The 24,490-nt window shown below is 64.4% G+C and carries 24 protein-coding genes; 8 read left to right on the forward strand and 16 right to left on the reverse strand.

Features of this window, described 5'->3' with window-relative positions; all coding sequences use genetic code 11:
• Window positions 1-129: 129 nt before the first annotated feature.
• Window positions 130-621: an NUDIX domain-containing protein gene (locus AYJ54_RS36800; RefSeq protein ID WP_063707033.1), complete on the reverse strand. Its 492-nt coding sequence runs from the start codon at window positions 619-621 to the stop codon at window positions 130-132.
• Window positions 622-709: 88 nt separating this feature from the next.
• Here AYJ54_RS36800 and AYJ54_RS36805 point away from each other — a divergent pair, with 88 nt between their 5' ends.
• A complete protein-coding gene (locus AYJ54_RS36805) occupies window positions 710-1,594 on the forward strand; it encodes a metallophosphoesterase family protein (RefSeq protein WP_063707034.1) in 885 nt (294 codons plus the stop codon).
• Between the two features lie 136 nt (window positions 1,595-1,730).
• On the opposite strand, the gene AYJ54_RS36810 is transcribed toward AYJ54_RS36805, so the two are convergent.
• The 3 genes from AYJ54_RS36810 to AYJ54_RS36820 form a co-directional block, all read right to left on the reverse strand.
• On the reverse strand, window positions 1,731-2,285 hold the full coding sequence (locus tag AYJ54_RS36810; protein ID WP_063707036.1) for a hypothetical protein: 555 nt from the start codon (window positions 2,283-2,285) through the stop codon (window positions 1,731-1,733).
• Window positions 2,286-2,482: 197 nt separating this feature from the next.
• On the reverse strand, window positions 2,483-2,695 hold the full coding sequence (locus AYJ54_RS36815; protein WP_024341447.1) for a DUF4170 domain-containing protein: 213 nt from the start codon (window positions 2,693-2,695) through the stop codon (window positions 2,483-2,485).
• Between the two features lie 23 nt (window positions 2,696-2,718).
• Window positions 2,719-4,350 (reverse strand): isocitrate lyase, encoded by a 1,632-nt coding sequence (locus AYJ54_RS36820; protein WP_063707038.1) that lies wholly within the window; start codon window positions 4,348-4,350, stop codon window positions 2,719-2,721.
• A gap of 206 nt (window positions 4,351-4,556) precedes the next feature.
• Here AYJ54_RS36820 and AYJ54_RS36825 point away from each other — a divergent pair, with 206 nt between their 5' ends.
• Complete coding sequence (locus AYJ54_RS36825; protein ID WP_063707039.1) at window positions 4,557-6,002, forward strand: helix-turn-helix domain-containing protein; 1,446 nt, start codon at window positions 4,557-4,559, stop codon at window positions 6,000-6,002.
• Between the two features lie 165 nt (window positions 6,003-6,167).
• Here the strand turns inward: AYJ54_RS36825 and AYJ54_RS51595 are convergent, their stop codons facing one another.
• Entirely contained in the window at window positions 6,168-6,461 is a 294-nt protein-coding gene (locus AYJ54_RS51595; RefSeq protein WP_045005289.1) for an antibiotic biosynthesis monooxygenase, read from the reverse strand.
• Between the two features lie 445 nt (window positions 6,462-6,906).
• Between AYJ54_RS51595 and AYJ54_RS36835 the strand changes: the two genes are divergently transcribed.
• Both AYJ54_RS36835 and AYJ54_RS36840 read left to right on the forward strand, forming a co-directional pair.
• Window positions 6,907-7,719: a hypothetical protein gene (locus AYJ54_RS36835; protein ID WP_063707041.1), complete on the forward strand. Its 813-nt coding sequence runs from the start codon at window positions 6,907-6,909 to the stop codon at window positions 7,717-7,719.
• A 229-nt stretch (window positions 7,720-7,948) separates the two neighbouring features.
• Window positions 7,949-8,314 carry a hypothetical protein gene (locus AYJ54_RS36840; protein WP_063707043.1) on the forward strand — a complete coding sequence of 122 codons (366 nt, stop codon included), beginning with the start codon at window positions 7,949-7,951 and terminating at the stop codon, window positions 8,312-8,314.
• 186 nt (window positions 8,315-8,500) lie between these two features.
• On the opposite strand, the gene AYJ54_RS36845 is transcribed toward AYJ54_RS36840, so the two are convergent.
• Window positions 8,501-9,142, reverse strand: coding sequence for a tetratricopeptide repeat protein (locus tag AYJ54_RS36845; protein ID WP_201724305.1), 642 nt, complete (start codon window positions 9,140-9,142; stop codon window positions 8,501-8,503).
• A gap of 157 nt (window positions 9,143-9,299) precedes the next feature.
• Window positions 9,300-10,235 carry a zinc metalloprotease HtpX gene (htpX, locus tag AYJ54_RS36850; protein WP_063707047.1) on the reverse strand — a complete coding sequence of 312 codons (936 nt, stop codon included), beginning with the start codon at window positions 10,233-10,235 and terminating at the stop codon, window positions 9,300-9,302.
• Between the two features lie 293 nt (window positions 10,236-10,528).
• Between htpX and AYJ54_RS36855 the strand changes: the two genes are divergently transcribed.
• The 3 genes from AYJ54_RS36855 to AYJ54_RS36865 all read left to right on the forward strand — a co-directional run bounded on the left by AYJ54_RS36855 (window position 10,529) and on the right by AYJ54_RS36865 (window position 13,729).
• Window positions 10,529-11,830, forward strand: coding sequence for a lytic murein transglycosylase (locus AYJ54_RS36855; protein ID WP_063707048.1), 1,302 nt, complete (start codon window positions 10,529-10,531; stop codon window positions 11,828-11,830).
• A gap of 107 nt (window positions 11,831-11,937) precedes the next feature.
• A complete protein-coding gene (locus AYJ54_RS36860) occupies window positions 11,938-12,441 on the forward strand; it encodes a DUF1993 domain-containing protein (RefSeq protein WP_063707049.1) in 504 nt (167 codons plus the stop codon).
• A 184-nt stretch (window positions 12,442-12,625) separates the two neighbouring features.
• Window positions 12,626-13,729 carry an alkene reductase gene (locus AYJ54_RS36865; RefSeq protein ID WP_063707051.1) on the forward strand — a complete coding sequence of 368 codons (1,104 nt, stop codon included), beginning with the start codon at window positions 12,626-12,628 and terminating at the stop codon, window positions 13,727-13,729.
• 340 nt (window positions 13,730-14,069) lie between these two features.
• On the opposite strand, the gene AYJ54_RS36870 is transcribed toward AYJ54_RS36865, so the two are convergent.
• The 9 genes from AYJ54_RS36870 to AYJ54_RS36910 form a co-directional block, all read right to left on the reverse strand.
• On the reverse strand, window positions 14,070-15,812 hold the full coding sequence (locus AYJ54_RS36870; RefSeq protein ID WP_063707119.1) for an ABC transporter substrate-binding protein: 1,743 nt from the start codon (window positions 15,810-15,812) through the stop codon (window positions 14,070-14,072).
• A gap of 129 nt (window positions 15,813-15,941) precedes the next feature.
• Window positions 15,942-16,271: a DUF2160 domain-containing protein gene (locus AYJ54_RS36875; RefSeq protein WP_063707053.1), complete on the reverse strand. Its 330-nt coding sequence runs from the start codon at window positions 16,269-16,271 to the stop codon at window positions 15,942-15,944.
• A gap of 11 nt (window positions 16,272-16,282) precedes the next feature.
• Window positions 16,283-17,089: a carbohydrate ABC transporter permease gene (locus AYJ54_RS36880; protein ID WP_063707055.1), complete on the reverse strand. Its 807-nt coding sequence runs from the start codon at window positions 17,087-17,089 to the stop codon at window positions 16,283-16,285.
• Window positions 17,089-18,063, reverse strand: a complete 975-nt coding sequence (locus AYJ54_RS36885; protein ID WP_063707057.1) for a carbohydrate ABC transporter permease — start codon at window positions 18,061-18,063, stop codon at window positions 17,089-17,091. Before AYJ54_RS36885 ends, AYJ54_RS36880 begins: the two co-directional genes overlap by 1 nt.
• Window positions 18,063-19,148 carry an ABC transporter ATP-binding protein gene (locus AYJ54_RS36890; protein WP_063707059.1) on the reverse strand — a complete coding sequence of 362 codons (1,086 nt, stop codon included), beginning with the start codon at window positions 19,146-19,148 and terminating at the stop codon, window positions 18,063-18,065. The genes AYJ54_RS36885 and AYJ54_RS36890 overlap by 1 nt, the downstream gene beginning before the upstream one ends.
• Before the next feature lie 12 nt (window positions 19,149-19,160).
• Entirely contained in the window at window positions 19,161-20,300 is a 1,140-nt protein-coding gene (locus AYJ54_RS36895; RefSeq protein WP_063707061.1) for an ABC transporter ATP-binding protein, read from the reverse strand.
• Window positions 20,297-21,847 carry a glycerol-3-phosphate dehydrogenase gene (gene glpD / locus AYJ54_RS36900; protein ID WP_063707063.1) on the reverse strand — a complete coding sequence of 517 codons (1,551 nt, stop codon included), beginning with the start codon at window positions 21,845-21,847 and terminating at the stop codon, window positions 20,297-20,299. The genes AYJ54_RS36895 and glpD overlap by 4 nt, the downstream gene beginning before the upstream one ends.
• A 366-nt stretch (window positions 21,848-22,213) precedes the next feature.
• Window positions 22,214-23,062 (reverse strand): DeoR/GlpR family DNA-binding transcription regulator, encoded by an 849-nt coding sequence (locus AYJ54_RS36905; protein ID WP_063707064.1) that lies wholly within the window; start codon window positions 23,060-23,062, stop codon window positions 22,214-22,216.
• 91 nt (window positions 23,063-23,153) lie between these two features.
• Complete coding sequence (locus AYJ54_RS36910; RefSeq protein ID WP_063707065.1) at window positions 23,154-23,828, reverse strand: HAD family hydrolase; 675 nt, start codon at window positions 23,826-23,828, stop codon at window positions 23,154-23,156.
• 155 nt (window positions 23,829-23,983) lie between these two features.
• On the opposite strand from AYJ54_RS36910, the gene AYJ54_RS36915 reads away from it, so the two are divergent.
• On the forward strand, window positions 23,984-24,439 hold the full coding sequence (locus tag AYJ54_RS36915; protein ID WP_063707121.1) for a nuclear transport factor 2 family protein: 456 nt from the start codon (window positions 23,984-23,986) through the stop codon (window positions 24,437-24,439).
• Window positions 24,440-24,490: the final 51 nt, after the last annotated feature.

Consider the following 24,490-nt stretch of genomic DNA (forward strand, 5'->3'; position numbering starts at 1 on the left):
CGTCACTGTATCGAGCACCAGCCCCGACGATCCCGACAGTACGCAGATCAGGCCGAAGGCGTACTTGGTAATCTTCAGCCGGTTTCCGTTACGCCCTGGCGCGAGGCGACTTACTAGAACAGGCCGACCTCACCGCCACGTCGCAATCACGGGCTTGCCGTTGAGCACCTCGGCGATCCGCAGCCGCGTCCCGGGCGTGGTCCCCTCGGGCAGCGCCGTGCTTGCGAAAAATCCGCATTCGATGATCTCGCGGTTGGGCTCGGGCAGGCGGTCCTGCCTGAAATGCCTAATGACGTAGACCGCGACGTGGTCGCGCCGGGAAACATGGCTGTTGAGGAAGATGCCGTGCAGCACCGGCTCTCCGGTGAGGTCGATGTCTCCCTCCTCCTTGAGCTCGCGCCGCATCGCCTCTTCCATGGTCTCGCCAAAGTCGACGCCCCCGCCCGGCAGATACCAGCCGGTGATGTAGCTGTGCTTGACCAGGAACACCCGGTTGTCCGGGTCAAGGACGACAGCGCGGACGCCGAGCGTCATGCCACGGACGACCAGGAAATAGGCGTGGAAGATTCGCCGCAGCAGCGGCTCGCACCTCCGTCGCATCTGGTCCAGACGTTCCCCCATCACGCCGCTTGCCAGGCCCCCTTCAAGCCGTCCTTGCCTCCACCGCCCGACCTTGCCATTACAGCGGAGCACTAGGCAATCGCGCTTCATGGCACCGTTCACGCTCGCCCATCTCTCCGACCCGCATCTGCCGCCCCTGCCCAGGCCGCGGCTGATCGAGCTCGCGGGCAAGCGGGCGCTCGGTTACGTCAACTGGACGCGCAACCGCCACAAATACCAGCGCCGCGAGGTGCTCGACGCGCTGGTCGCCGACGTCCAGGCCCAGGCACCGGACCACATCGCGGTAACCGGCGATCTCGTCAACCTGGCCCTGGAGGCGGAATTTGCGCCGGCGCTGGCCTGGCTCGAAGGCGTCGGCCCGCCGGATTGTGTCACGGCCATCCCGGGCAATCACGACGCCTATGTCAGCGCGACGAGTCACCGCTTCGGCGAGACGTTTCTGCACTACATCGCCGGCGATGCTCCGGCTGCCACTGCCTTCCCCGCAGTCCGCCGCCGCGGCCCCGTTGCGCTGATCAGCCTGTCCACGGCCGTGCCGACCCTGCCGCTGATGGCGACGGGCACGCTCGGCCGCGATCAGCTCGCAGCGCTCGAGCAGGTGCTCGCGCAGCTCGCGAGCGAAGACGTCTTCCGCGCCCTCCTCGTGCATCATCCGCTGCGCTCGAGCTCGCGCCACAAGCGACTGACAGATTCCGCCGATCTTCTCGCCCTGGTCGGGCGGCACGGCGTCGAGCTGATCCTGCACGGCCACGACCACGTGCATTCGACGATGTGGTTCGAGGGCCCCAACGGCAAAATTCCCGCGATCGGCGTGCCGTCCGCCTCCGCGCTCGCACATGGTCGCTATCCGGCGGCGGCGTATAATTTGTTCGCCATCGAGAAGGACAATGCCGGCTGGCGCTGCGAACAAACGGTGCGCAGTCTCGATCATGGATTGCAGGCCCGGCAGATCAAGCACGCGCGGCTGATCTGATCGACACTGCCATTCCGGAGCGCGCCAACGGCGCGAGCCCGGAATCCATCGGCCCGCAGTGCACGTGGATGAATGGATTCCGGGCTCGCACCTTCGGTGCGCCCCGGAATGACGAGGGGAGAGATTCGCGTAGGCTTCACCAGCTCCGCAAGACGGCAAGCACGGCGACGCCGAACAGGGCGGCGGCGCCGAGGATGAAGCCGAGCAGGAACGGCCAGATGCGCGAGCGGCGCCGCGCCGCGGGCACGGCGGGCTTCGGCTCGGGCAGAACGACCATCGCATGTTCGCGCTCGATCATGCGGCGGGCGACATAGTCGGTGACCGCCTCGACGATCACGGCCGTGTCGTGCGATTCGGCGAGCACGATGCGGCCGAAGCGGGTGTCCTGGACGAACCGGTACATCCGCTTGTCGCGTCCCATGACGATGTGCGCGACGACATCGATCCAGAGCCTCGGCGTATCGCCCTGACTGATGCCACGGTCGAACAGGTCGATCTGCTCGGGCACCTGCGCGAACAGCGGATCGAGCGCGTCGTTGAGAATCTCGAGCCGCGCGACCTCGGCATCGCGCAGGTCGACGACGACACCGGTGCGGTCGGCGGCCTCGATCCGTGCCCGCAGCAGCGCGTCGCGCAGCCGCACCGGGCGCGCCTGGCTGGCATGGATCCCGCTCGTCTCGGGCTCTGACATTTTCGGCCTCGCTACTCGACAACGGCCGTTAACCTATCAGCAACCAAAACGTCCGCAAAGGGTCCATAATTCCAGATACTTACGGTGCCCACAGCCGGTTCACCTGTGCCAAAAACAGACGATCCCACCCAGGCAGCGCCTGGATGGGACCCTCCGTCCTTGGACGTCTTCTTCAATTTGAGCCGGCAGCAATGCCGTTAGGCTGCCGGGGCGCGCTGCGGCTCCTCCACGATCGAGAAGCGGACGCCGGCCTTGTGGCGGCTCTCTTCCGACACTTCGCGCCAGCAGTCCTCGGCTTCCTTGCGGGTCTTGAACGGACCTTTGACCTGGGCCGAGCCTTCCACGAGCTTGTGGAAGTTCATCGAGCCGAACTCGCCGCCGATCACCCAGAAATTGCTGCCTTTGGTCATTGCCAGTCTCCTCAATTCCACCGTTAGCCGAACTGGTTCATCGTGTTGTGGACGCCGCCCGCCTTCAGGGCGGCCTCGCCGGCGAAGTACTCCTTGTGATCGTCGCCGATGTCGGAGCCGGCCATGTTCTGATGCTTCACGCAGGCGATGCCCTGACGGATCTCGGCGCGCTGGACGTTCTTCACATAGCCGAGCATGCCCTGCTCGCCGAAGTATTCCCTCGCCAGATTGTCGGTCGAGAGCGCCGCCGTGTGATAGGTCGGCAGCGTGATCAGATGGTGGAAGATGCCGGCGCGCTTCGCTGAATCGGCCTGGAATGTGCGGATACGCTCGTCGGCTTCCTTCGCCAGCGGCGTGTCGTCGTATTCCGCCTTCATCAGTTCGGCACGATTGTACTTGCTGACGTCCTTGCCGGCTTCCTTCATCGCGTCGTAGACCTGCCAGCGGAAGTTGAGCGTCCAGTTGAAGGACGGCGAGTTGTTGTAGGCCAGCTTCGCGTTCGGGACCACCTTGCGGATCCGATCGACCATCTTGGCGATCTGCTCAATATGCGGCTTCTCGGTTTCGATCCACAAGAGGTCGGCACCGTTCTGCAGCGAGGTGATGCAGTCCAGCACGCAGCGGTCTTCGCCGGTGCCGGGGCGGAACTGATAGAGGTTAGAGGGCAGCCGCTTCGGACGCATCATCTTGCCGTTCCGGTTGATGATGACATCACCGTTGCGGGCGTTCTCCGCCGTCACTTCCTCGCAATCCAGGAAGCTGTTGTACTGGTCGCCGATATCACCGGGCTTGTGGCTGACCGCGATCTGCTGCGTGAGGCCGGCGCCGAGCGAGTCGGTGCGGGTCACGACGACGCCGTCTTCGACTCCCAGTTCGAGGAACGCGTGGCGGCAGGCACGAATCTTCGCGAGGAAGACGTCGTGCGGCACGGTCACCTTGCCGTCCTGGTGGCCGCACTGCTTCTCGTCCGAGACCTGGTTTTCAATCTGCAGGGCGCACGCGCCCGCTTCGATCATCTTCTTGGCGAGCAGATAGGTCGCTTCCGCGTTGCCGAAGCCGGCATCGATGTCGGCGATGACGGGCACGACATGGGTCTGGAAATTGTCGATCTTCTCGATCAGCGCCTTTTCCTTCGCCGCGTCGCCTTCCTTGCGGGCGGCATCGAGCGCGCGGAAGATATCGTTCAGCTCGCGCGAGTCGGCCTGACGCAGGAAGGTGTAGAGCTCCTCGATCAGGGCCGACACCGAGGTCTTCTCATGCATCGACTGGTCGGGCAGCGGTCCGAACTCGGAACGGAGCGCCGCGATCATCCAGCCGGACAGGTACAGGTAGCGGCGATCGGTCGTGCCGAAATGCTTCTTGACCGAGATCAGCTTCTGCTGGGCGATGAAGCCGTGCCAGCAGCCCAGCGACTGGGTGTACTTGGTGGGATCGCCGTCATAGGCGGCCATGTCGGCTCGCATCAGCGCCGCGGTGTAGCGGGCGACGTCGAGGCCGGTCTTGAAGCGATTCTGCAGGCGCATGCGCGCCACGGCTTCGGCCGTCACGCCGTTCCAGGTCGGCTTGGTGTCGAGGAGCGCCTGGGCCGCCTCGATCTCGCTCTGATACGAAGCAGGGAGGGTCCGATCGCTGATCCCGCGTGGCTGGTAATTCATGTGCGCGCCTCTCTAATCGACATTCTTGACAGTGCATTGCGAAATGCGTGGCAAGAGCTAAACGCGAGAAAGCGAAGTTCGTAAAGGGACCTTGTATTTGAATGGTGATGTCATGTAACATCAGAACATGTAATAGATGTTATTTTGTAAAGTCTGTAAATATATAGGTCAATTAGACTGTCCTTAACGCGTCTGGAGACCCGAGAATGCCCGCCGATACCGGGAAAAAACTCTTCGTCGGCCCGCGCTTCCGGCGGATCCGGCAGCAATTGGGGCTGTCGCAGACCCAGATCGCCGAGGGGCTCGGGATCTCGCCGAGTTACATCAACCTGATCGAACGGAACCAGCGCCCGGTGACCGCGCAAATCCTGCTGCGGCTGGCCGAGACCTATGACCTCGACCTGCGCGATCTTGCCACCGCCGACGAGGACCGCTTCTTCGCCGAGCTGAACGAGATCTTCTCCGATCCCCTGTTCCGCCAGATCGACGTACCCAAGCAGGAGCTGCGCGACCTCGCCGAGCTCTGTCCCGGTGTCACCCACGCGCTGCAGCGGCTCTACGCCGCCTATACCGAGGCTCGCCAGGGCGAGACGCTGGCCGCGGCCCAGATGGCCGACCGCGACGTCGGGACCCGCTTTGAAGCCAATCCGGTCGAACGCGTGCGCGAATTGATCGAGGCCAACCGCAACTATTTCCCGGAGCTCGAGCAGGCCGCCGAGACCTTGCGCGACGAATTGAACGTCCCGGCTGAAGGGCTCTATGCCGCCCTCGCCGCGCGATTGCGCGAAAAGCATTCGATCCAGACCCGCATCATGCCGGTCGACGTGATGCGCGAGACCCTGCGGCGCTTCGACCGCCATCGCCGCCAGCTCCTGATCTCGGAACTGGTCGACCCGCCCGGCCGCGCCTTCCAGCTTGCCTTCCAGCTCGGGCTCGGCGAATGCGCGCAGCATCTAGAGACCATCATCGGCCGCGCCGGTCCGCTCGACGATGCGCCGCGACGCCTGTTCCGCATCACGCTCGGCAATTATTTCGCAGCCAGCGTGATGATGCCCTACCCGGCGTTCCTGGCCGCGGCCGAGGCACTCAACTACGACATCCATGTGCTGGCGCAGCGTTTCAACGCCGGCTTCGAGCAGGTCTGCCACCGCCTCACCACGTTGCAGCGGCCGAACGCGCGCGGCATTCCGTTCTTCCTGCTTCGCGTCGACAATGCCGGCAACGTGTCGAAGCGTTTCTCGTCCGGCACCTTCCCGTTTTCGAAGTTCGGCGGCACCTGTCCCTTATGGAACGTCCACTCGACCTTCGACACGCCGGACCGCCTGCTGAAGCAGGTGATCGAGCTGCCCGACGGCACGCGCTATTTCTCGATCGCGCAGATGGTGCGACGGCCGGTGGCACCGCATCCGCTGCCGCAGCCGCGCTTTGCCATTGGCCTCGGATGCGAGATGCGTCACGCCGCGCGCCTCGTCTATGCCGCCGGCATGGATCTGGAGAAGGCGGAGGGCACGCCGATCGGCGTCAACTGCCGCCTCTGCGAACGCGAAAACTGCGCGCAGCGCGCCGAGCCGCCGATCACGCGCACGCTGATCCTGGACGAGACGACGCGGCGTGTGAGCTCGTTCGCATTCACGAATGCGAGGGAGCTGTGAGCGCGTTTGGCGCAAGGCGAAGGCCGGTGTCATGCCCCGCGAAAGCGGGGCATCCAGTACGCCGCGGCCTATCGATTCGATTACAGCCGTCTCGGAGTACTGGATCGCCCGGTCGCGCCGGGCGATGACGGTTGAGGGCGCGGCGCAAGCGATCCGTCCAATCTTCTACGCCAGCGTATGCACGATCACCGGCCCCGCGGCGGCGCTCGCGTGTCCGGCGAGCAGCGAACCCAAATCCTTCTCGATCCAGGCGATCGCGCGCCGGTTCGCCTCCTCCGCCTGCTCGAACTTGTCGAAGATGGAGATGGCGGTCACCGTGTCGTCGCCGGCATAGACGACGTAATAGGCGCGGAAACCGTCGACGTCGCTGATGATCGGAACGGCGCCGTCCTTGATCCGGCGCGCCAGCTCTTCCGCACTCCCGCTTTTCGCCTTGGCCTGACGGATGGCGGCATACATGGGATCCTCCTTCCGGCTGCATGATCTGGGGCGTGTGCCCTGGCCGGGATGTTACGCCGAAGCGCGCGGCCGATCCACGTTCCCTTGACGTAGTGCTCTGACGGTCGCGCCACCCATTCCGCTGTCGTCCCGGCGAAAGCCGCGACCCATACCGCGGAATCTATCGATCGTGGGTGGTAGGCGTACCGAACGACTGATCTTCGCCAAACTACTCCCTGAGGTTGGGTCCCGGCTTTCGCCGGGACGACGGAGAGTGTGGGCGCGGCTGCCTTCCTGTCGGGAGCGGCTGCCCCTCCTTGGTTAACCCGGGACTAACCCGATCCGCGCGGTCTGCAACCACTCATTAAGTACGCCTCAACATCGGTGCCTTAGTCTCGCCTCACTCACTTTTCGCAAACAACGACCGCCTATTCTGCCGCGTGAAGTGACATCAGGGGGTTTCATCATGCGCGTTGCATTGCTGCTCGTGGCGACCGTCATCGGCGCGCTGTCCGCCAATCCGCTGAGCGCGGAGCCGCTGCAAAATGCATCCAATGCATCCGCCGTAGCGGCGCAGGCGCTGCCGCCCAGCTTTCAGACCTACCGCGGTTATGCGTTCGACCTGTCGGAGAACTCCGACCGCAAGGACGTCGATGCGCTCGCGGACAATCTGAAGCGTCAGCTCGACGTCGTGGAGAGCGTCGGCCTCAGTCCGCGCGTGCTGCGCTTCTTCCATTCCGTGCCGATCGTCGCGAGCGAAATGGCCTGCCTCGACGAAGGCGCCGCCGCCGCATGCTACGGCAGGGTCACCCCGGACATCCAGCGCACTTCTCCCCGGACGCTGACGGTGTGGGACCACGACAAGCAGCAATGGACGAACCCGAACGCGGTCGATCTCGCGGTCGACTCCGGCGTCGGCGTGATCATGCTGCGGCCGAACATGATGGCCTATGAGAAGGCGCCCGTGATGCTGCACGAGCTGCTCCATGCCTATCACGCGCGGCTGTTGCCGGACGGCTACGCCAACAAAGGCGTGCTCGGCTACTATGCCCATGCCAAGTCCAAGGACCTGCTGCCCAAGGACACCTATGCGCTGAAGAACCAGATAGAGTTCTTCGCGGTCACCGCCAGCATCTTCCTTTCGGGCAAGGACGAGATCCACGAGCCGAACACCCGCGAGAAGCTCAAGGAGAAGATGCCGGACTACTACAAATACCTGGTCGGCGTCTTCGGATTCGATCCGGACGCGGCGAGCGGGCCGGTGGCTTCGCTGAAATAGGGCATGGCCGCGGAGGGCGACACGAAAGCGGCCCGCCGCGCCTGCTGACGGCGTGGAGCCTCGTAGGGACGACGCACGTGCCTTTTTGCCGGCCCCTGTGATCACCGGCAGGAATTCCGCCTCGTTCCGTATATGAAGCTGGTGATGTCTGTGCGGGTGCATTGCAAAGCGCGATGTGCTTTTGCATAGTCGCGCACCGATTTTCTTTGTGACAGTGAGGAAAGAGACGATGGCGGACGCCGACCTGGATGTCGTGATCCGGCAACTGGCCAGACAGCTGCATACGGGCCTGATGACCCGCGCCAAGGAGCGGCGGGATCGCTTCAACGGCCTCGCGGCCAAGGCCAAGGGCAAGGACACGAGCACTCGCTTCAAGATGATGGCCAAGGCCACCATGGAGCAGGCGACCGCCGCTGCCAGGCGCCTCCAGATGTCCGCCGACAACGTCGCCGACAGCTACGCACGATCGATGCGCCTCGTCGCCAGCACGCCCGTGCCGGAGAAGGCTGAGAAGGCCGCGGCGAAGGAGAAGCCGGTGAAGGAGAAGCCGGCGAAAGCGAAGAAGGCGAAAGCCAAGGCGAAGAAGGCCAAGTAGCGGGACCTTCTTCCTTCTCCCCTTGTGGGAGAAGGTGGCGCGAAGCGCCGGATGAGGGGTTCTGTCAGCAAACTCGATGCAGCAGGCTCACGCGCGGAGAGAGACCCCCTCACCCGGCTCGCCGCTACGCGGTGAGCCACCCTCTCCCACAAGGGGAGAGGGTGCAGCGGCCGATGTGGCACTAGATCACCGCCGCGGCACGGAGACGGGGGCTAGCTCGGCGTTGGACAGCTCGGCCAGTCTGGCGCGCGCGATCTGACGCGCGCGGTCGTTCTTGGCGACCGGCAGCGCCAGCGCGGCCTCGAAATCGGCGCGGGCATCATCGGCCTGTCCGTGCGCGAGATAGGCAAGGCCCCGGTCGAGCCGGACCTCCGCGTCCGACGGCGCGAGACGGATGGCGGTGGTGTAGCTCAGGATCGCGCGGTCGAGATCGCCATGGGCAGCGAGCGCGAGGCCGCGTTCGTGATAGGGCGCCGCGAGTTTCGGGTCGAGCGCGATCGCCTCGTCATAGTCGGCGATCGCAAGCTCCGGCTCGCCGTTCTGCCGGTGGGCAAGGCCGCGATCGCGATAGAACGAGGCGCGGCCGGGGTTGAGGTGGATGGCCTCGTCGAAATCGGCGATCGCCCGCCGCCAGTCGCCATGACGCAGCGCGATCCGCCCGCGTCCCTCATAGGCGAAGGCAATCAGCGACCCGCGGAACGGGCTGAAGCCGATCACGGCCGAACAGATGTCGGGATCGTCCTCGTCGCCGCAATTGACGACCATGTGCGTCGACAGGCCGACGAGGATGCCCAGGGCGATCAACACTGGTACGGCTGCTCTGGTCATCGTCGACCGCTGCCGGCAACACCCCGGCCGCGCATCCCCTTTCGAAGAAACATTCACGAAGGGGGTGTTAACACTCGCCGGGACGATCCTGTGTGCGCCAGCTCACAAAGCGGGATTTCCGGCAGGACCGGGACGACCGGTTCCGCGTCATCCCGGATCATCCCCAAGGCCCGCGTGAGGACGAGCGGCCCCACGGGCCGCGCGGCGGAGTGTTTTCATTGGCGCCGACGGACGGCGCCGCATGCGCGCCGAGTTCGGCGGCCAACTGCTCGAGCGCCGCGATGCGATTCTGCGTCGAGGGGTGGGTGGTGAAAAGATTGTCCACGCCGTGGCCCGACAGCGGATTGATGATGAACATGTGCGCGGTCGCGGGATTTCGCTCGGCCTCGAAGTTCGGGACCTGATGTGCAGCGTTCTCGATCTTGACGAGTGCGGACGCAAGCCACATCGGCTGGCCGACGATGCGCCCGCCGAGATTGTCGGCGGCGTATTCGCGGGTGCGGCTGATCGCCATCTGCACCAGCATGGCCCCGAGCGGCGCCAGGATCATTATCAGGATCGAGGCGACAATGCCCGGGCCGCTGTTGTTGTTACGATGGCCGCCGAAGAACATGCCGAACTGCGCCAGCATCGAGATGGCGCCGGCGATGGTCGCGGTGATGGTCATCAGCAGCGTGTCGTGATGCTTGATGTGTGCAAGCTCGTGCGCGATCACGCCGGCGAGCTCCTCGCGGCTGAGCTGGTGCATCAGACCGGCGGTGACGGCGACCGCGGCGTTCTCGGGATTGCGTCCTGTCGCGAACGCGTTGGGTTGCGGCTCGTCCATCACGAACACGCGCGGCATCGGCAGGCCGGCGCGGCCCGCAAGCTCGCCGACCAGGCCGACCAGCTCGGGCGCGCTGGCGCGGTCAACCTCATGGGCGCCGTACATCCTGAGCACCATGCGGTCGGAGTTCCAGTAGGTGAAGAGATTGGTCGCCGCCGCAATGACGAGCGCGATCATGGCGCCGGAGGCACCACCGATGAGATAGCCGACGCCCATGAACAGGGCGGTGAGGCCTGCGAGAAGAATTGCGGTACGAAGATAGTTCATGGCCGTCTCCCAGGCCGGCCGCGGCCGCTGGAGGCGTTATCGACCGGCGCTATTGAGGTAGGAATGCTCCCGGCTCGACCGCAAGGTTTGGGGAGTGCGTCGCGGAGCCGCGGCATCGCATCCTGCACCATCATTCCGGGCAGCCCGCAGGGCTGAATCCGGAACTCAGAGGCGGTGGCGCGAGATTCTGGGTTCGCGCTTTGCGCGTCCCGGAATAATGAAGGGATGGTTCCAGCGCTTTGCTTCCTTTAAACTTCGACAGACTCGTTGCCCTTCCCTCTGCCGGAAACCTCATGCGCCAGACCCGATTTGCGATCGCGGCCGTCACGCTTCTCGCATTCTCCGCTCCCGCCTCCGCCCAGTTCTTGCCGCCACCCGCCAAGCCCGCGGCTCCCAGAGCAACTGCGCCCTCGCCGCGCGCGGCTTCGTGCCACAATGGGGCGAGCTTCGATCGCTTCCTGGCCGACGTGAAGCAACAGGCGGTCGCCGCCGGCGTGTCGCAGCGGACCATCGCGGAGGCCTCGCCCTACCTCGTCTACGACCAGGGCATCGTCAACCGCGACCGCGGCCAGCGCGTGTTCGGCCAGCTCTTCACCGAATTTGCCGGCCGCATGGCCGCGACCTATCGCATGCAGAACGGCCAGCAGCACATCAAGCAATACGCGGCGGCATTCGCGCGCGCCGAGAAGGAATATGGCGTGCCGCCGGCGGTGATCGCCGCGTTCTGGGGACTGGAGAGCGATTTCGGCGCCAACATGGGCAATCTGCCGACGCTGAAATCGCTGGTGTCGCTGGCCTATGACTGCCGGCGCTCGGAGATGTTCGTGAACGAGACCATTGCCGCGCTGAAGGTCATCGATCGCGGCGATCTTGATCCCGACGAGATGATCGGCTCCTGGGCCGGCGAGCTCGGCCAGACGCAGTTTTTGCCGACGCATTACGTCAACTATGCCGTCGACTATGACGGCGACGGACGGCGCGATCTCTTGCACAGCGGGCCCGACGTGATCGGCTCGACCGCGAACTACATCGCCAATGGATTGAAGTGGCGGCGCGGCGAGCCGTGGCTGGAAGAGATCAAGGTGCCGCAAAACCTGCCGTGGGAGCAGACCGATCTCAGCGTGCAGCAGCCGCGCTCGAAATGGGCGCAGTTAGGCGTCACCTATCCAGACGGCCGGCCACTGCCGAACGACAATCTCGCGGCCTCGGTGCTGCTGCCGATGGGGCGGACCGGGCCAGCCTTCATGGCTTATCCGAATTTCGCGGCCTACACCGAATGGAATAACTCGCTGATCTATTCGACCACCGCGGGCTATCTCGCCTCGCGCATCGCGGGCGCTGCGCCGATGCGCAGACCGTCCGCTCCGGTCGCGCAACTGCCGTTCAGCGAGCTGAAGGAGCTGCAGCAGCTGCTGGTGCGCGCCGGCTTCAATGTCGGCAAAGTCGACGGCGTGCTGGGCCAGCAGAGCCGCTCGGCCGTGAAGGCGATGCAGATCAAGTACGGACTGCCGGCCGACTCCTGGCCGACCGCGGAGCTGCTGGCGCGCATGCGCGGCGGCACCGCACAGGCGCAGCCACAGGCGACGGTGCGGTAGAATTTTTGCCTCGCGCAGGTCCCGCCGGCGATTGTATTTTACCATGGTGCTCCCATGTCTGGGGCTCAGGTTTCTCCTGAGATTTCCATCATTGAAGCGAGCATCACATGTCCTTCTACGACGCCGTCGTCCCAGCCTATTTGCAAATGCTGAACAGCCTCTCCGGCCTGCTCACCAAGGCGGAAGCGCATTGCGCCGCCAAAAAGATCGAGCCCAGCGTGCTGCTGGGATCCCGCCTCTTCCCGGACATGCTGCCGCTGTCGAAGCAGATCCAGCTCGTCAGCGATTTCGCCACCAAGGGCTGCGCGCGGCTGACGCACAGCGAGGTGCCCACGACGCCCGATACCGAGACCACGTTCGCGGAATTGAAGCAGCGGCTGGCGAAGACGATCGACTATGTGAAGTCGTTCAAGCCCGAACAGTTCGAAGGCGCCGACACCAAGGACGTCACCTTCCCGGCCGGCCCCGACAAATCCATCACCATGAAGGGACAGCAGTTCCTGAGCTCGTTCTCGCTGCCGAACTTCTATTTCCACGCCACGACCGCCCACGGCATCCTGCGCCACAATGGCGTCGAGATCGGCAAGCGCGATTTCCTCGGCGCGAACTGAAATCCGACAATTCATCGGGCCGCGGCAGAGATCGAATCTGCTGCTGCGGCTCGAACTGCGCATGATTTATGCTGCGTGGGCCGCATCGCGCATCTCGCCTGCACTTTCCGTATGGCTCCTCCCTTGTGCTGTTCGCCGCGATGCACAAGTGTCTCTGACCTCTCACCGCCTGGAAACATTTCCCATGAGCCGTCCGACCAAATTGTTTGAGACCTATAAGCTCGGCCCGATCACGCTGGCCAACCGCCTGGTGATGGCACCGCTGACGCGCAACCGTGCTGCGCCCGGCAGCTTCGTACCGAGCCCGCTCGCCGCCGATTACTACGGCCAGCGCGCCTCCGCAGGGCTCCTGGTCACCGAAGCGAGCCAGATCTCGCAACAGGGCCAGGGCTACCAGGACACGCCCGGCATCTACTCGAAGGACCAGGTGGCGGGCTGGCGCAAGGTCACCGACCGCGTGCATGAGCGCGGCGGGCGCATCTTCATCCAGCTCTGGCATGTCGGCCGCATCTCCCACACCGCGCTCCAGGCGGGAGGAGCAGCCCCGGTGGCGCCGAGCGCGATCCGCGCCAAGGGCAAGACCTTCGTCAATGGCACCTTCGCCGACGTCTCCGAGCCCCGCGCGCTCGAGCTATCCGAAATTCCCGGGATCATCGACGACTTCAAGCGCGCGACGCGCAACGCGCTGGAGGCCGGCTTCGACGGCGTGGAGATCCACGGCGCCAACGGCTACCTGCTCGACCAGTTCGCCAAGGACGGCGCCAACAAGCGCACCGATGCCTATGGCGGCTCCATAGAGAACCGCGCGCGGCTGATGCTGGAAGTCTCCAAGGCCGTCGCCACAGAAGCCGGCGCCGATCGCACCGGCATCCGTATCTCGCCGGTGACGCCGGCCAACGATGTTGCCGATTCCAATCCGCAACCGCTGTTCGACCACATCGTCGACGGCCTCAGCGCGCTCAAGCTCGTCTATCTCCACGTCGTCGAAGGTGCCACCGGCGGCCCGCGCGACTTCGCGCCGTTCGACTATGCAAGCCTGCGCAAGCGCTTCTCCGGCGCCTATATCGCCAACAACGGCTACGATTTCGATCTCGCGACCAAGGTGCTGGAAGCCGGCAACGCGGACCTGATCGCGTTCGGCAAGCCGTTCATTTCCAACCCCGACCTGGTCGAGCGGTTGAAGAGGGGCGTGGCGCTGAACGAATGGGACAAGAACACGTTCTATGGCGGCGGCGCCACGGGATACACGGACTATCCGACGCTGGAAGCGGCCGAGGCGGCGCAGTAAGGCTGCATCGTCGCCAGTCGGACGCACTCGGCCACAACCTCGTTGTCATGCCCCGCGAAGGCGGGGCATCCAGTACGCCGCGGCTTCTCCGTATTCGTCACGGCCTCTGGAATACTGGATCGCCCGCTTTCGCGGGCGATGACGCCGAGAATGAGGGACGCGCGCGCCACAAGCTCGTCATTGCGAGCGCAGCGAAGCAATCCAGAATCTTCCCGCGGTGACAGTCTGGATTGCTTCGCTGCGCTTGCAATGACGATGTGGTTGCAGGGTGCGTTCGCAGAGAAAGAAAAAGGCCGGGATTGCTCCCGGCCTTTCGCATTTGATGACGTGTACGCGAAGCTTACTTCGCTTCCGCGCGCTTGGGCGGGGTCGCCGGCCACGACTTGATCAGCGTGTCGTAGTCGACCGTCTCGCCCTTCGGCTTCTCGTTGGCGAGCTTGCGCTGGGGCGCGATGGTGCCGTCCTTCTCGGCCTTCGCGAACCAGAACTCGGCCGACTCCTTCTTGTGGAGCTTCGGACCGCAGGCGCCCTGCACGCCCGACTTCTCGATGCGTTCCATGACGGAGTCCTGCGCGGCAGCGAGCGAGTCCATCGCGGCTTGCGCCGTCTTGGCACCTGACGACGCATCGCCGATGTTCTGCCACCAGAGCTGCGCGAGCTTCGGATAGTCAGGCACGTTGTTGCCGGTCGGGGTCCACTGCACGCGGGCAGGCGAACGGTAGAACTCGATCAGGCCGCCGAGCTTCGGCGCACGCTCGGTGAACGACTTATCCCAGATGTCGGATTCACGGATGAAGGTGAGACCGACATGGCTCTTCTTCAGAGACACCGTCTTGGAGACGATGAACTGCAGGTACAGCCAGGCCGCCTTGCGGCGGTCGGCCGGGGTCGACTTCAGAAGCGTGAGCGAGCCCGCGTCCTGATAGCCGAGCTTCATGCCTTCCTTCCAGTACGCGCCGTGGGGCGACGGAGCCATACGCCACTTCGGCGTACCATCCGCGTTCATCACAGCGATGCCCGGCTTCACCATATCGGCGGTGAAGGCGGTGTACCAGAAGATCTGCTGAGCGATGTTGCCCTGCGCCGGCACCGGACCGGACTCAGAGAAGGTCATGCCCTGCGCCTGCGGCGGCGCATACTTCTTCAGCCACTCGAGATACTTCGAGATGGCGTAGACCGAGGCCGGACCGTTGGTGTCGCCACCGCGATCCACGCTCGAGCCGACCGGACGGCAGCCTTCCATGCGGATGCCCCATTCGTCGACCGGCAGACCGTTCGGAATGCCCTTGTCACCGTTGCCGGCCATCGAGAGCCAGGCGTCGGTGAAACGCCATCCGAGCGAGGGGTCCTTCTTGCCATAGTCCATATGGCCATAGACCTTGACGCCGTTGATCTCCTTGATGTCGTTGGTGAAGAACTCGGCGATGTCCTCGTACGCCGACCAGTTCACGGGCACGCCGAGCTCGTAGCCATACTTGGCCTTGAACTTGGCTTTGTAGTCCGGGTTGGTGAACCAGTCGTAACGGAACCAGTAGAGGTTCGCGAACTGCTGGTCGGGCAGCTGATAGAGCTTGCCGTCCGGTGCCGTACCGAAGGACTTGCCGATGAAGTCGTTGACGTCGAGCATCGGATCGGTGACGTCCTTGCCCTCGCCGGTCATGTAGTCCGACAGCACGATGGTCTGGCCGTAGCGGAAGTGCGTGCCGATCAGGTCGGAGTCGTTGATCCAGCCGTCATAGACGTTCTTGCCGGACTGCATCTGGGTCTGCAGCTTCTCGACGACGTCACCTTCCTGGATGATGTCGTGCTTGAGCTTGATGCCGGTGAGCTCGGAGAACGCCTTGGCGAGCGTCTGCGATTCATATTCGTGGGTCGTGATGGTTTCGGAGACGACGTTGATCTCCATGCCCTTGAACGGCTCGGCCGCCTTGGCGAACCATTCCAGCTCCTTCTTCTGGTCATCCTTCGACAGCGTCGAGGGCTGGAATTCCGCGATCCACTTCTGGATCGTGGCGTCGTCGGCGGCGCGAACCGGCGCCGAGACGGCGAACGACACCGCAACGAGGGCGGCGGCGCTGGACATGGTCAGAAAATTGTTCTTGGTCAATGGACCTTTCCTTCTCCTAAACTGTCGCATGTTGTTCCTCCGTTGCAGCGACAAACCTTATACAGGCCCGGGTTGATCCCGGATCTGGCCGTCTCTTCGCGAGCTTCAGACCGTGCGGAAAATGAGCACGGCCGTGACAAGCGAGATTCCACTTGCGAGCCACAGGCTCGAGAGTTCGAAACCGTCCTCGCCGATCGGCAGCGTGGCGATCGCGTCGGTGCCGACGAAGGCGATCCACAGCAGGTGGATGACCGCGGCCGTGATCAGCGAGACGAACAGGCGGTCGCCGCGCGTGGTCGGGATGCGCAGCACGCCGACACGTTCGGCTTCGGGATAGACGGCCGCAAGCCAGGTCATCACGGCGAGCGTGCAGGCGAGCGCGGCGAAGAAGATCGCCGTCGGCAGCGTCCAGGCCATCCATGCGATGGATTCCATCAGAGCCTCCCTTACACCCGGCCGAGCGCGAAACCGCGTGCGATGTAGTTGCGGACGAACCAGATCACGAGCGCGCCCGGAATGATGGTGAGCACGCCGGCGGCCGCGAGCAGGCCCCAGTCCATGCCGGCCGCCGATACCGTGCGCGTCATGATCGCCGCTATGGGCTTGGCATGCACCGAGGTCAGCGTGCGCGCGAGCAGCAGCTCTACCCAGGAGAACATGAAGCAGAAGAAGGCTGCAACGCCGATGCCGCTCGCGATCAGGGGAATCAGGATCTTGATGAAGAAGCGCGGGAAGGAATAGCCGTCGAGGAAGGCGGTCTCGTCGATCTCGCGCGGCACGCCGGAGACGAAGCCTTCGAGGATCCACACCGCGAGCGGGACGTTGAAGATGCAGTGCGCGAGCGCAACGGCCCAGGGCGTATCGAACAGCCCGATCGCCGAATAGAGGTTGAAGAACGGCAGCGCGTAGACGGCGGCCGGCGCCATGCGGTTCGACAACAGCCAGAAGAACAGATGCTTGTCGCCGAGGAAGCGGTAGCGCGAGAACGCGTAGGCCGCGGGCAGCGCCACCGAGATCGAGATGATGGTGTTGAGGACGACGTATTCCAGCGAATTGATGTAGCCGGAATACCAGCTCTCGTCGGTGAAGATGCGCTTGTAGTGCTGAAGCGTCGGCGCATGCGGCCACAGCGTCATCGTCGAGACGATCTCGCTGTTGGTCTTGAAGCTCATGTTGACGAGCCAGTAGATCGGCAACAGCAGGAAGATCAAAAACAGCGCCATGATGACGCGACGTCCGGGAATCGAGTGCATCAGGCCACTCCTTCCTTCGGCTTGAGCGCGGGCGCGGGCTGGAGCGCGCCTGCGGGCTTGCGCTCCGCCGCCGGCTCCGCTTCCGCCTGTGCCTTACGCTCGACGCCCGCGTTGGTCATGACGGTGTAGAACACCCAGCAGACGATCAGGATGATGAGGTTGTAGACCAGCGACAACGCAGCGGCCTTGCCGAGGTCGAACTGGCCGAGCGCAATCTTGACGAGCTCGATCGAGATGAAGGTGGTCGAGTTGCCGGGGCCGCCGCCGGTGACGACGAAGGGCTCGGTATAGATCATGAAGCTGTCCATGAAGCGCAGCAGCACCGCGATCAGCAGTACGCGGTTCATCTTCGGCAGCTGGATCGCCTTGAACACCGCCCAGCGCGAGGCGCCGTCGATCTGCGCCGCCTGGTAATAGGCCTCGGGGATCGACTTCAGTCCGGCATAGCAGAGCAGCGCAACCAAGCTCGTCCAGTGCCAGACGTCCATCACGATGACGGTGACCCAGGCATCGATGTCGTTGGACACGTAGTTGTACTCGATGCCCATCGCATTGAGCGTATAGCCAAGCAGGCCGATGTCGGGCCGGCCGAAGATCTGCCAGATCGTGCCGACGACGTTCCACGGGATCAGCAGCGGCAGCGCGAGGATCACGAGGCAGGCCGCGACCGTCCAGCCATGGCGCGGCATCGACAGCGCGATGACGATGCCGAGCGGCACCTCGATCGCGAGGATCACCAGCGAGAAGAACAGGTTGCGGCCGAGCGACGCGAGGAAGCGGCTGCCGAGATCGGTCGAGGGATCGAGCAGTTCCTTGAACCAGCCGACACCGTTCCAGAAGAACTGGTTGTTGCCGAACGTGTCCTGCATCGAATAGTTCACCACCGTCATCAGCGGCAGCACCGCCGAGAAGGCCACCACCAGGAACACCGGCAGCACCAGGAACCAGGCTTTTTGGTTGACGGTCTTGTCCATCAGGCAGCTCCCTCCACCAGACGGCTGTCGGCATAGACGTGGACATGCGACGGATCGAACTTCAGCCCGGCATTGCCGTCGGAGCTGGCGAAACCGACGCGGGCGCGCGCGGCGAGTTTGGCATCGCCGACGCGGACGCGGGCAAAGCGGATGCGGCCGAGGTCGTCGATGCGGTCGATCTTCGCCGTGAGCAAGCCGGGCGCAGGCGCAACGACGTCGACGAATTCCGGGCGCACGCCGATCTCGATCTTGGCGCCCGCCGGCAGCTTGTCGTAGCTGCGGTTGAGCGCGATGACGTGGCCGCCGATCCGCGCCTCGCGGCCCTTCACTTCGGCCGGCAGGATGTTCATGCCGGGCGAGCCGATGAAATAGCCGACGAAGGTGTGCGCAGGCTTGTCGAACAGCTCGGCCGGCGTGCCGCTCTGCACCACGCGGCCGTCATGCATGACGACCACGGTGTCGGCGAAGGTCAGCGCCTCGGTCTGATCATGGGTGACGTAGATCATCGTGAGGTCGAGCTCGCGATGCAGCGCCTTCAGCTTCGAGCGGAGCTGCCATTTCAGCTCGGGATCGATCACGGTCAGCGGCTCGTCGAACAGCACGGCCGCGACATCGGAGCGCACGAGGCCACGCCCGAGCGAGATCTTCTGCTTGGCGTCAGCCGTGAGCCGCGTCGCCTTGCGGTTCAGATAGGGCTCGAGGTCGAGCAGGCGACCGATCTCGGCGACGCGCTTGTCGATCTCGGCCTTCGGCACGCCGCGATTCTTCAGCGGAAACGCCAGGTTCTGCCCCACCGTCATGGTGTCGTAGATCACCGGAAACTGGAACACCTGGGCGATGTTGCGCTTCTGCGTCGACAGCGGTGTGATGTCCCGGCCGTCGAACAGGATTTTCCCGCGCGAAGGCGTGATGATGCCGGAGATGACGTTGAGCAGCGTGGTTTTGCCGCAGCCGGATGGCCCGAGCAGTGCGTAGGCGCCGCCCTGCCGCCAGGTCATGGTCACTGGCTTCAGCGCAAAGCTTTCCGCCGGCGCATCATTGCCGCCGTAGGAGTGCGCGAGATCGACGAGGTCAATGCGGGCCACGGCGCACCTCCCTCACATATGTTTCTTTGACGCGTTTTCTTCACGCGAACCGCTAGGCACTTCGCTTGAAAACGCTATGGGACCAGGCGCGGCGACCAGGCGGTCGGCCGCATCGAAGACGAAGACATCGTTGGGATCGAGCACGGCATCGATAGTCTGGCCGGGCTCGAACTCGTGCACGCCGTGCAGGACCGCAACCCAGTTCAAGCCGTCGCGGGTCAGATGCACGAAACTCTCCGAACCGGTGATCTCCGTCACCGCCACCGTGGCGTGGAAGGCATGGCGGTCGGCGGCGCCATTGGCAAGGCCGAGCTGATGCGCGCGAAAACCGACGCGATAGGCGCCATCGGCAAGCCCGGCATAGAGGCCCGAGGCCGGCGACGTGGTGCCGCCGGCATATGCGACGTGCCCGTTCTTCTTCTCGATGCCGACGAGATTGAGCGGCGGATCGGAAAAGACCTGCGCGACCCGCAGGGTCTGGGGCCGGCGATAGACGTTGGAGGTCTCGCCCATCTGGAGCGCCCGGCCTTCCCACATGCAGACGGTGTTGCCGCTGAGCAGCAGCGCTTCGCTGGGCTCGGTAGTAGCATAGACGAAGATCGCGCCCGAGGCCTCGAAGATGCGCGGCAGCTCGGCGCGCAGCTCCTCGCGCAGCTTGTAGTCGAGATTGGCGAGCGGCTCGTCGAGCAGCACGAGATCGGCGCCCTTCACCAATGCGCGCGCGATCGCGGTACGCTGCTGCTGGCCACCGGACAGCTGTAGCGGCATGCGCTTCAGGAACGGCTCAAGCCGGAGCAGCTTTGACGCCTCCGCCACGCGCTTCTCGATCTCCTCGCGCGGCTTGCCCTGCACGCGGAGCGGCGAGGCGATGTTCTCATAGACCGTGAGCGAGGGATAGTTGATGAACTGCTGGTAGACCATCGCCACCGAGCGCTGGCGCACGTCGGCGCCGGTGACGTCCTTGCCATTGACCAGCACCCTGCCGGTGGTCGGCTTGTCGAGGCCCGCGAGTAGCCGCATGATCGAGGTCTTGCCCGACAGCGTCGGCCCGAGCAGCACGTTGAGCGTACCGCCCTCGAACGTCAGCGAGACGTCGCGGATGTGCGGGATGCCGTCGACGGTCCGGGTCACATGATCGAGCGTCACGGTCATGAGCGTCCTCCTGCTTCCAACAGGGGACTTTGCTGCACGGCGTGGGTCCTGATCCAGTCGTCAAGCGCGGCAATCTCGTCGGCACTTAGTCGCAGGCCGAGCTTGGAACGCCGCCAGACGATATCCTCGGCGGTAACCGCCCATTCGTTGGCCATGAGGTAGCGGACCTCACGCTCGGTCAGCGTCGCGCCGAAGGCCTGGCCGAGATCGGCGGCCGATTTCGCATCGCCGAGCAGCTTGATCGCGCGGGTGCCATAGGCGCGCGCGAGGCGCCGCGCATGCTCGTGGCCGAGGAAGGGATAGCCGCGCTGCAGCTCGGCGATCAGGCCGTCGATAGCCGACACATCCATGTCGCCGCCGGGTAGTGGCCATTTGCCGGTCCAGCCCTCGCGCGCTTTCGCACTGCGAAGATAGGGCGCGAGCCGTTCCAGCGCCTCCTCGGCGAGGCGGCGATAGGTCGTGATCTTGCCGCCATAGATCGACAGCAGCGGCACGCCGCCGGGCGTGTCGAGCTCGAACACGTAGTCGCGCGTCGCGGCCCTGGCTTCGCTGGCGCCATCGTCATAGAGCGGACGCACGCCCGAATAGGTCCAGACCACGTCCTCCGGCGTCACCGGCTTGGCCAGATATTCGCTTGCGGCGGCACAGAGATACTGAATCTCCTCCGCCGTCGCCTTCACCTTGGAGGGATCGCCATCATAGTCGCGATCGGTGGTTCCGATCAGCGTGAAATCATCCTGGTAGGGAATGACGAAGATGATGCGGCCGTCCGCGTTCTGGAACATGTAGGCGCGGTCGTGATCGTAGAGCTTTTTCACCACGATGTGCGAGCCCTGCACCAGGCGCACCTTGGCCTTGGCATTGACGCCGGCGCCGCGGCCCAGGACGTCCTCGACCCAGGGGCCACCGGCATTGACGAGCGCGCGGGCCTGGATGGATGAGCGTGCGCCGGTCAGCGTGTCGACCATGCTCACGGTCCAGATGCCGTCGGACTGGCGGATCTCGGTGGCGCGGGTGCGGGTGCGGATCTCGGCGCCCTTGTCGGCGGCGTCGCGCGCGTTGAGCACGACGAGGCGGGCGTCGTCGACGAAGCAGTCGGAATATTCGAACGCGCGTGTGTAGCGATTCGGGATCAGCGGACGGCCGACCTCGTCGCGTCTGAGATCGACCGAACGGGTCGCCGGCAAGAGATGGCGGCCGCCGATATGGTCGTAGAGGAACAGTCCGAGGCGCAGGAGCCAGGCCGGGCGCAGGCCCGCGTGATGCGGCAAAACGAAACGCAGGGGACGGATGATGTGGGGCGCGATGCCCCAGAGGATCTCGCGCTCGATCAGCGCCTCACGGACCAGGCGGAACTCATAATATTCGAGATAGCGCAGGCCGCCGTGCACGAGCTTGGTCGACCAGGACGACGTCCCGCTCGCCAGATCATTCATTTCGCACAGGAAAACAGTGTTGCCGCGGCCCACCGCGTCACGCGCGATGCCGCAGCCGTTAACACCGCCTCCGATAATGGCGAGGTCGAAAATACGCTCCAACAGACGCATCCCCCGGCGGCCGCTCGTTCCTCGAGCGGCGACTTTCGTTTTTAATTAGATCACAGCAGAAAACGAAAGCAAGACGAAAGAGAAGCGAAAGGAAGCGAAACTGGAACTTTTTTTGTGGGCAGCGGGTGAAGGAGTAGGCAGCAGCGCGCACCCGCCCCCGGCGTGGCCGTATGCGCATCAACAGGAGGCCGTCATGCCCGGGCTTGTCGCGAAGCAAGCCGTGGATGGCCGGGACATAGGCGAGCTGAAGCGACGCCGTCCTCCGGACGGCTATGCCCGGCCATGACGATGTGGAACTTCAGTGCTCAAAGCGCTGATACGGCGTGCGATCGACCTGTCCAAAAGGGGGGAGTGAGGTAGGACTCGCTAGCGCAGCCTGACAACAGGCGCCGCTTCGGGAGCTGCATCCTGGGCAGGCTCCCCTCCCCCGTCATCGATATCCACCGCCTTCGGCATCGCCTCAACCACCTCGATGCCCTTGCTGTGGCAGATGGTGGCGAGCCGCTCAGGCAGTTCCTGGTCAGTGACGAAGGTCTGGATCTGGCTGATATGCGCGATGCGCACCGGCGCGCTGCGGCGAAGTTTCGTCGAGTCGGCCACCAGCATGACGCTGCGGGCATTGGCGATGATGGCCTGGGCAACCTGGACCTCGCGATAGTCGAAGTCGAGCAGCGCGCCCTCCTCGTCGATCGCGGACGCACCGATGATGGCGTAGTCGACCTTGAACTGGCCGATCAACTGCGTCGCGGTCGAGCCGACCACAGCGCCGTCGGCGCGCCGCACCGTGCCGCCGGCGACCACCACCTCGATGCGGGGATGGCGGTAGAGCAGCATGGCGACATTGAGGTTGTTGGTGATGACGAGGAGGTCCTCATGCGAGGTGAGTGCGCTCGCGACCTCCTCTGTCGTGGTGCCGATGTTGATGAAGAGCGAGCAGCCGTTCGGGATCAGGGACGCGGCCGCCGCCCCGATCGCCTTTTTCTCGTCGGCGGCAACGAAGCGCCGCGCCTCATAGGCGAGGTTTTCGACGCCAGACGCGATGATGGCGCCGCCATGGATACGGGTCAGCGAACGGCGCTCGCAGAGATCGTTGAGATCCTTGCGGATCGTCTGCGCCGACACTTCGAAGCGGCGCGCGAGTTCTTCGACCATCACCCGGCCCGAGGCGCGCGCGATGTTGAGGATTTCGGCTTGGCGATGGGTCAATCCGGTCACGGCGATGGCCTCAAATCAGAGAATGCATGGTGCGGCGGTTCGCGCGATCGGTCAATGCAAGAGGTGATCACGGTTAACGGGCGAGGGCTCCTCACCACGCCATCGCGGCGGCGAGGCGCGTGAGCAGGTCCGGATCGTCGAAGGCGCTTGCGGATGCGATCGCCCCGGCGGCAACAAGGTCAGCATGGCTGAGGCTCGTGCGGATCCCGATGGTCGCAATTCCAGCAGCGGTGGCCGACTGTACGCCGGTGCGGGAGTCCTCGAACGCGATCGAGGCTTGCGCGCTGGCGCGGACAAAGCGCAGCCCTTCCTGATAGGGCAGTGGATGCGGCTTGCCATGCGAAAGCTCGTCGCCGATCACGATCGCCTTGAATCGCTCTGTGATACCGAGGCCGGACAAGAGCAGCTCTGCATTCAGGCGCGGCGCGTTGGTGACGGCGACCATAGGAATGCCGGCCGCATCCGCGCGATCGAGCAGTGCCATCAAGCCGGGCAGCGGCTCGATCTGCCCGGCAACGAGCGTGCGGAAGACCTCCTCTTTCTCGCCGAGGATTGCCGCGCGCCGCTCCAGCGCTTCCTCGGTGAGAAACCGCTCGCCGATCGACACGTTGGAGAAGCCTTGCAGCTCCTTCGAGAAGCGCGCGTGATCGAACACATGACCGCGAGGGCCGAGCACCTGGTTGAAAGCTTTGAGGTGCAGCGGGTCGGTGTTGGCGAGCGTGCCGTCGATATCGAACAGCAACGCCCTGCCGATCGCCTCAATCATTTCCGTACTTTCCTTCGCGTGCCGCGCATCAATGCGAAAGACGTATCAATACGACCTCGCTCGCGCAATGCAGCGCATGCGCATGACGACGACGTGACACTCGACAAACGCGCGCGCGGCTGCAACACTCGTTGCAAGATCACAAGGAGGAAACGATGATCATCAACCGGCGCGACCTGGCTCTCTCGACCCTGGCCGTCTCCACCCTCGCCCTCACAGCATCCGGCGCACTGGCGGCTTCGGCGGACGAAGAGGCCGTGGCGAAGAAGGTCGAGGCCTTTCGCCTCGCCCAGATCGCGGCCGACCCGAAGGCGCTCGGTGCGCTCTGCTGGGACGATCTGAGCTACAGCCATTCCAGCGGCAAGGTCGAGGACAAGGCGACCTTCATCACCAACGCCACCGACGGCAAGTCGAAATTCCTGTCGATCGAATACAAGGACCCGACCATCAAGGTTGTCGGCCCCGCCGCGATCGTGCGATTCCACTGGATCGCCGAGCAGGAGATGGCGGCCGATGGGAAAAAAGTGCCGACCAACCTTCACATTCTGATGAACTGGCAGAAGCAGGGCGACGACTGGAAACTGTTGTCGCGCGCAGCCACGAAGCTGTGATCATTTTTACCCTCTCCCCGTGTGGGAGAGGGTGACTTCGCGAAGCGAAGT

The sequence above is a fragment of the Bradyrhizobium centrolobii genome, from assembly GCF_001641635.1.
Lineage (GTDB): Bacteria > Pseudomonadota > Alphaproteobacteria > Rhizobiales > Xanthobacteraceae > Bradyrhizobium > Bradyrhizobium centrolobii.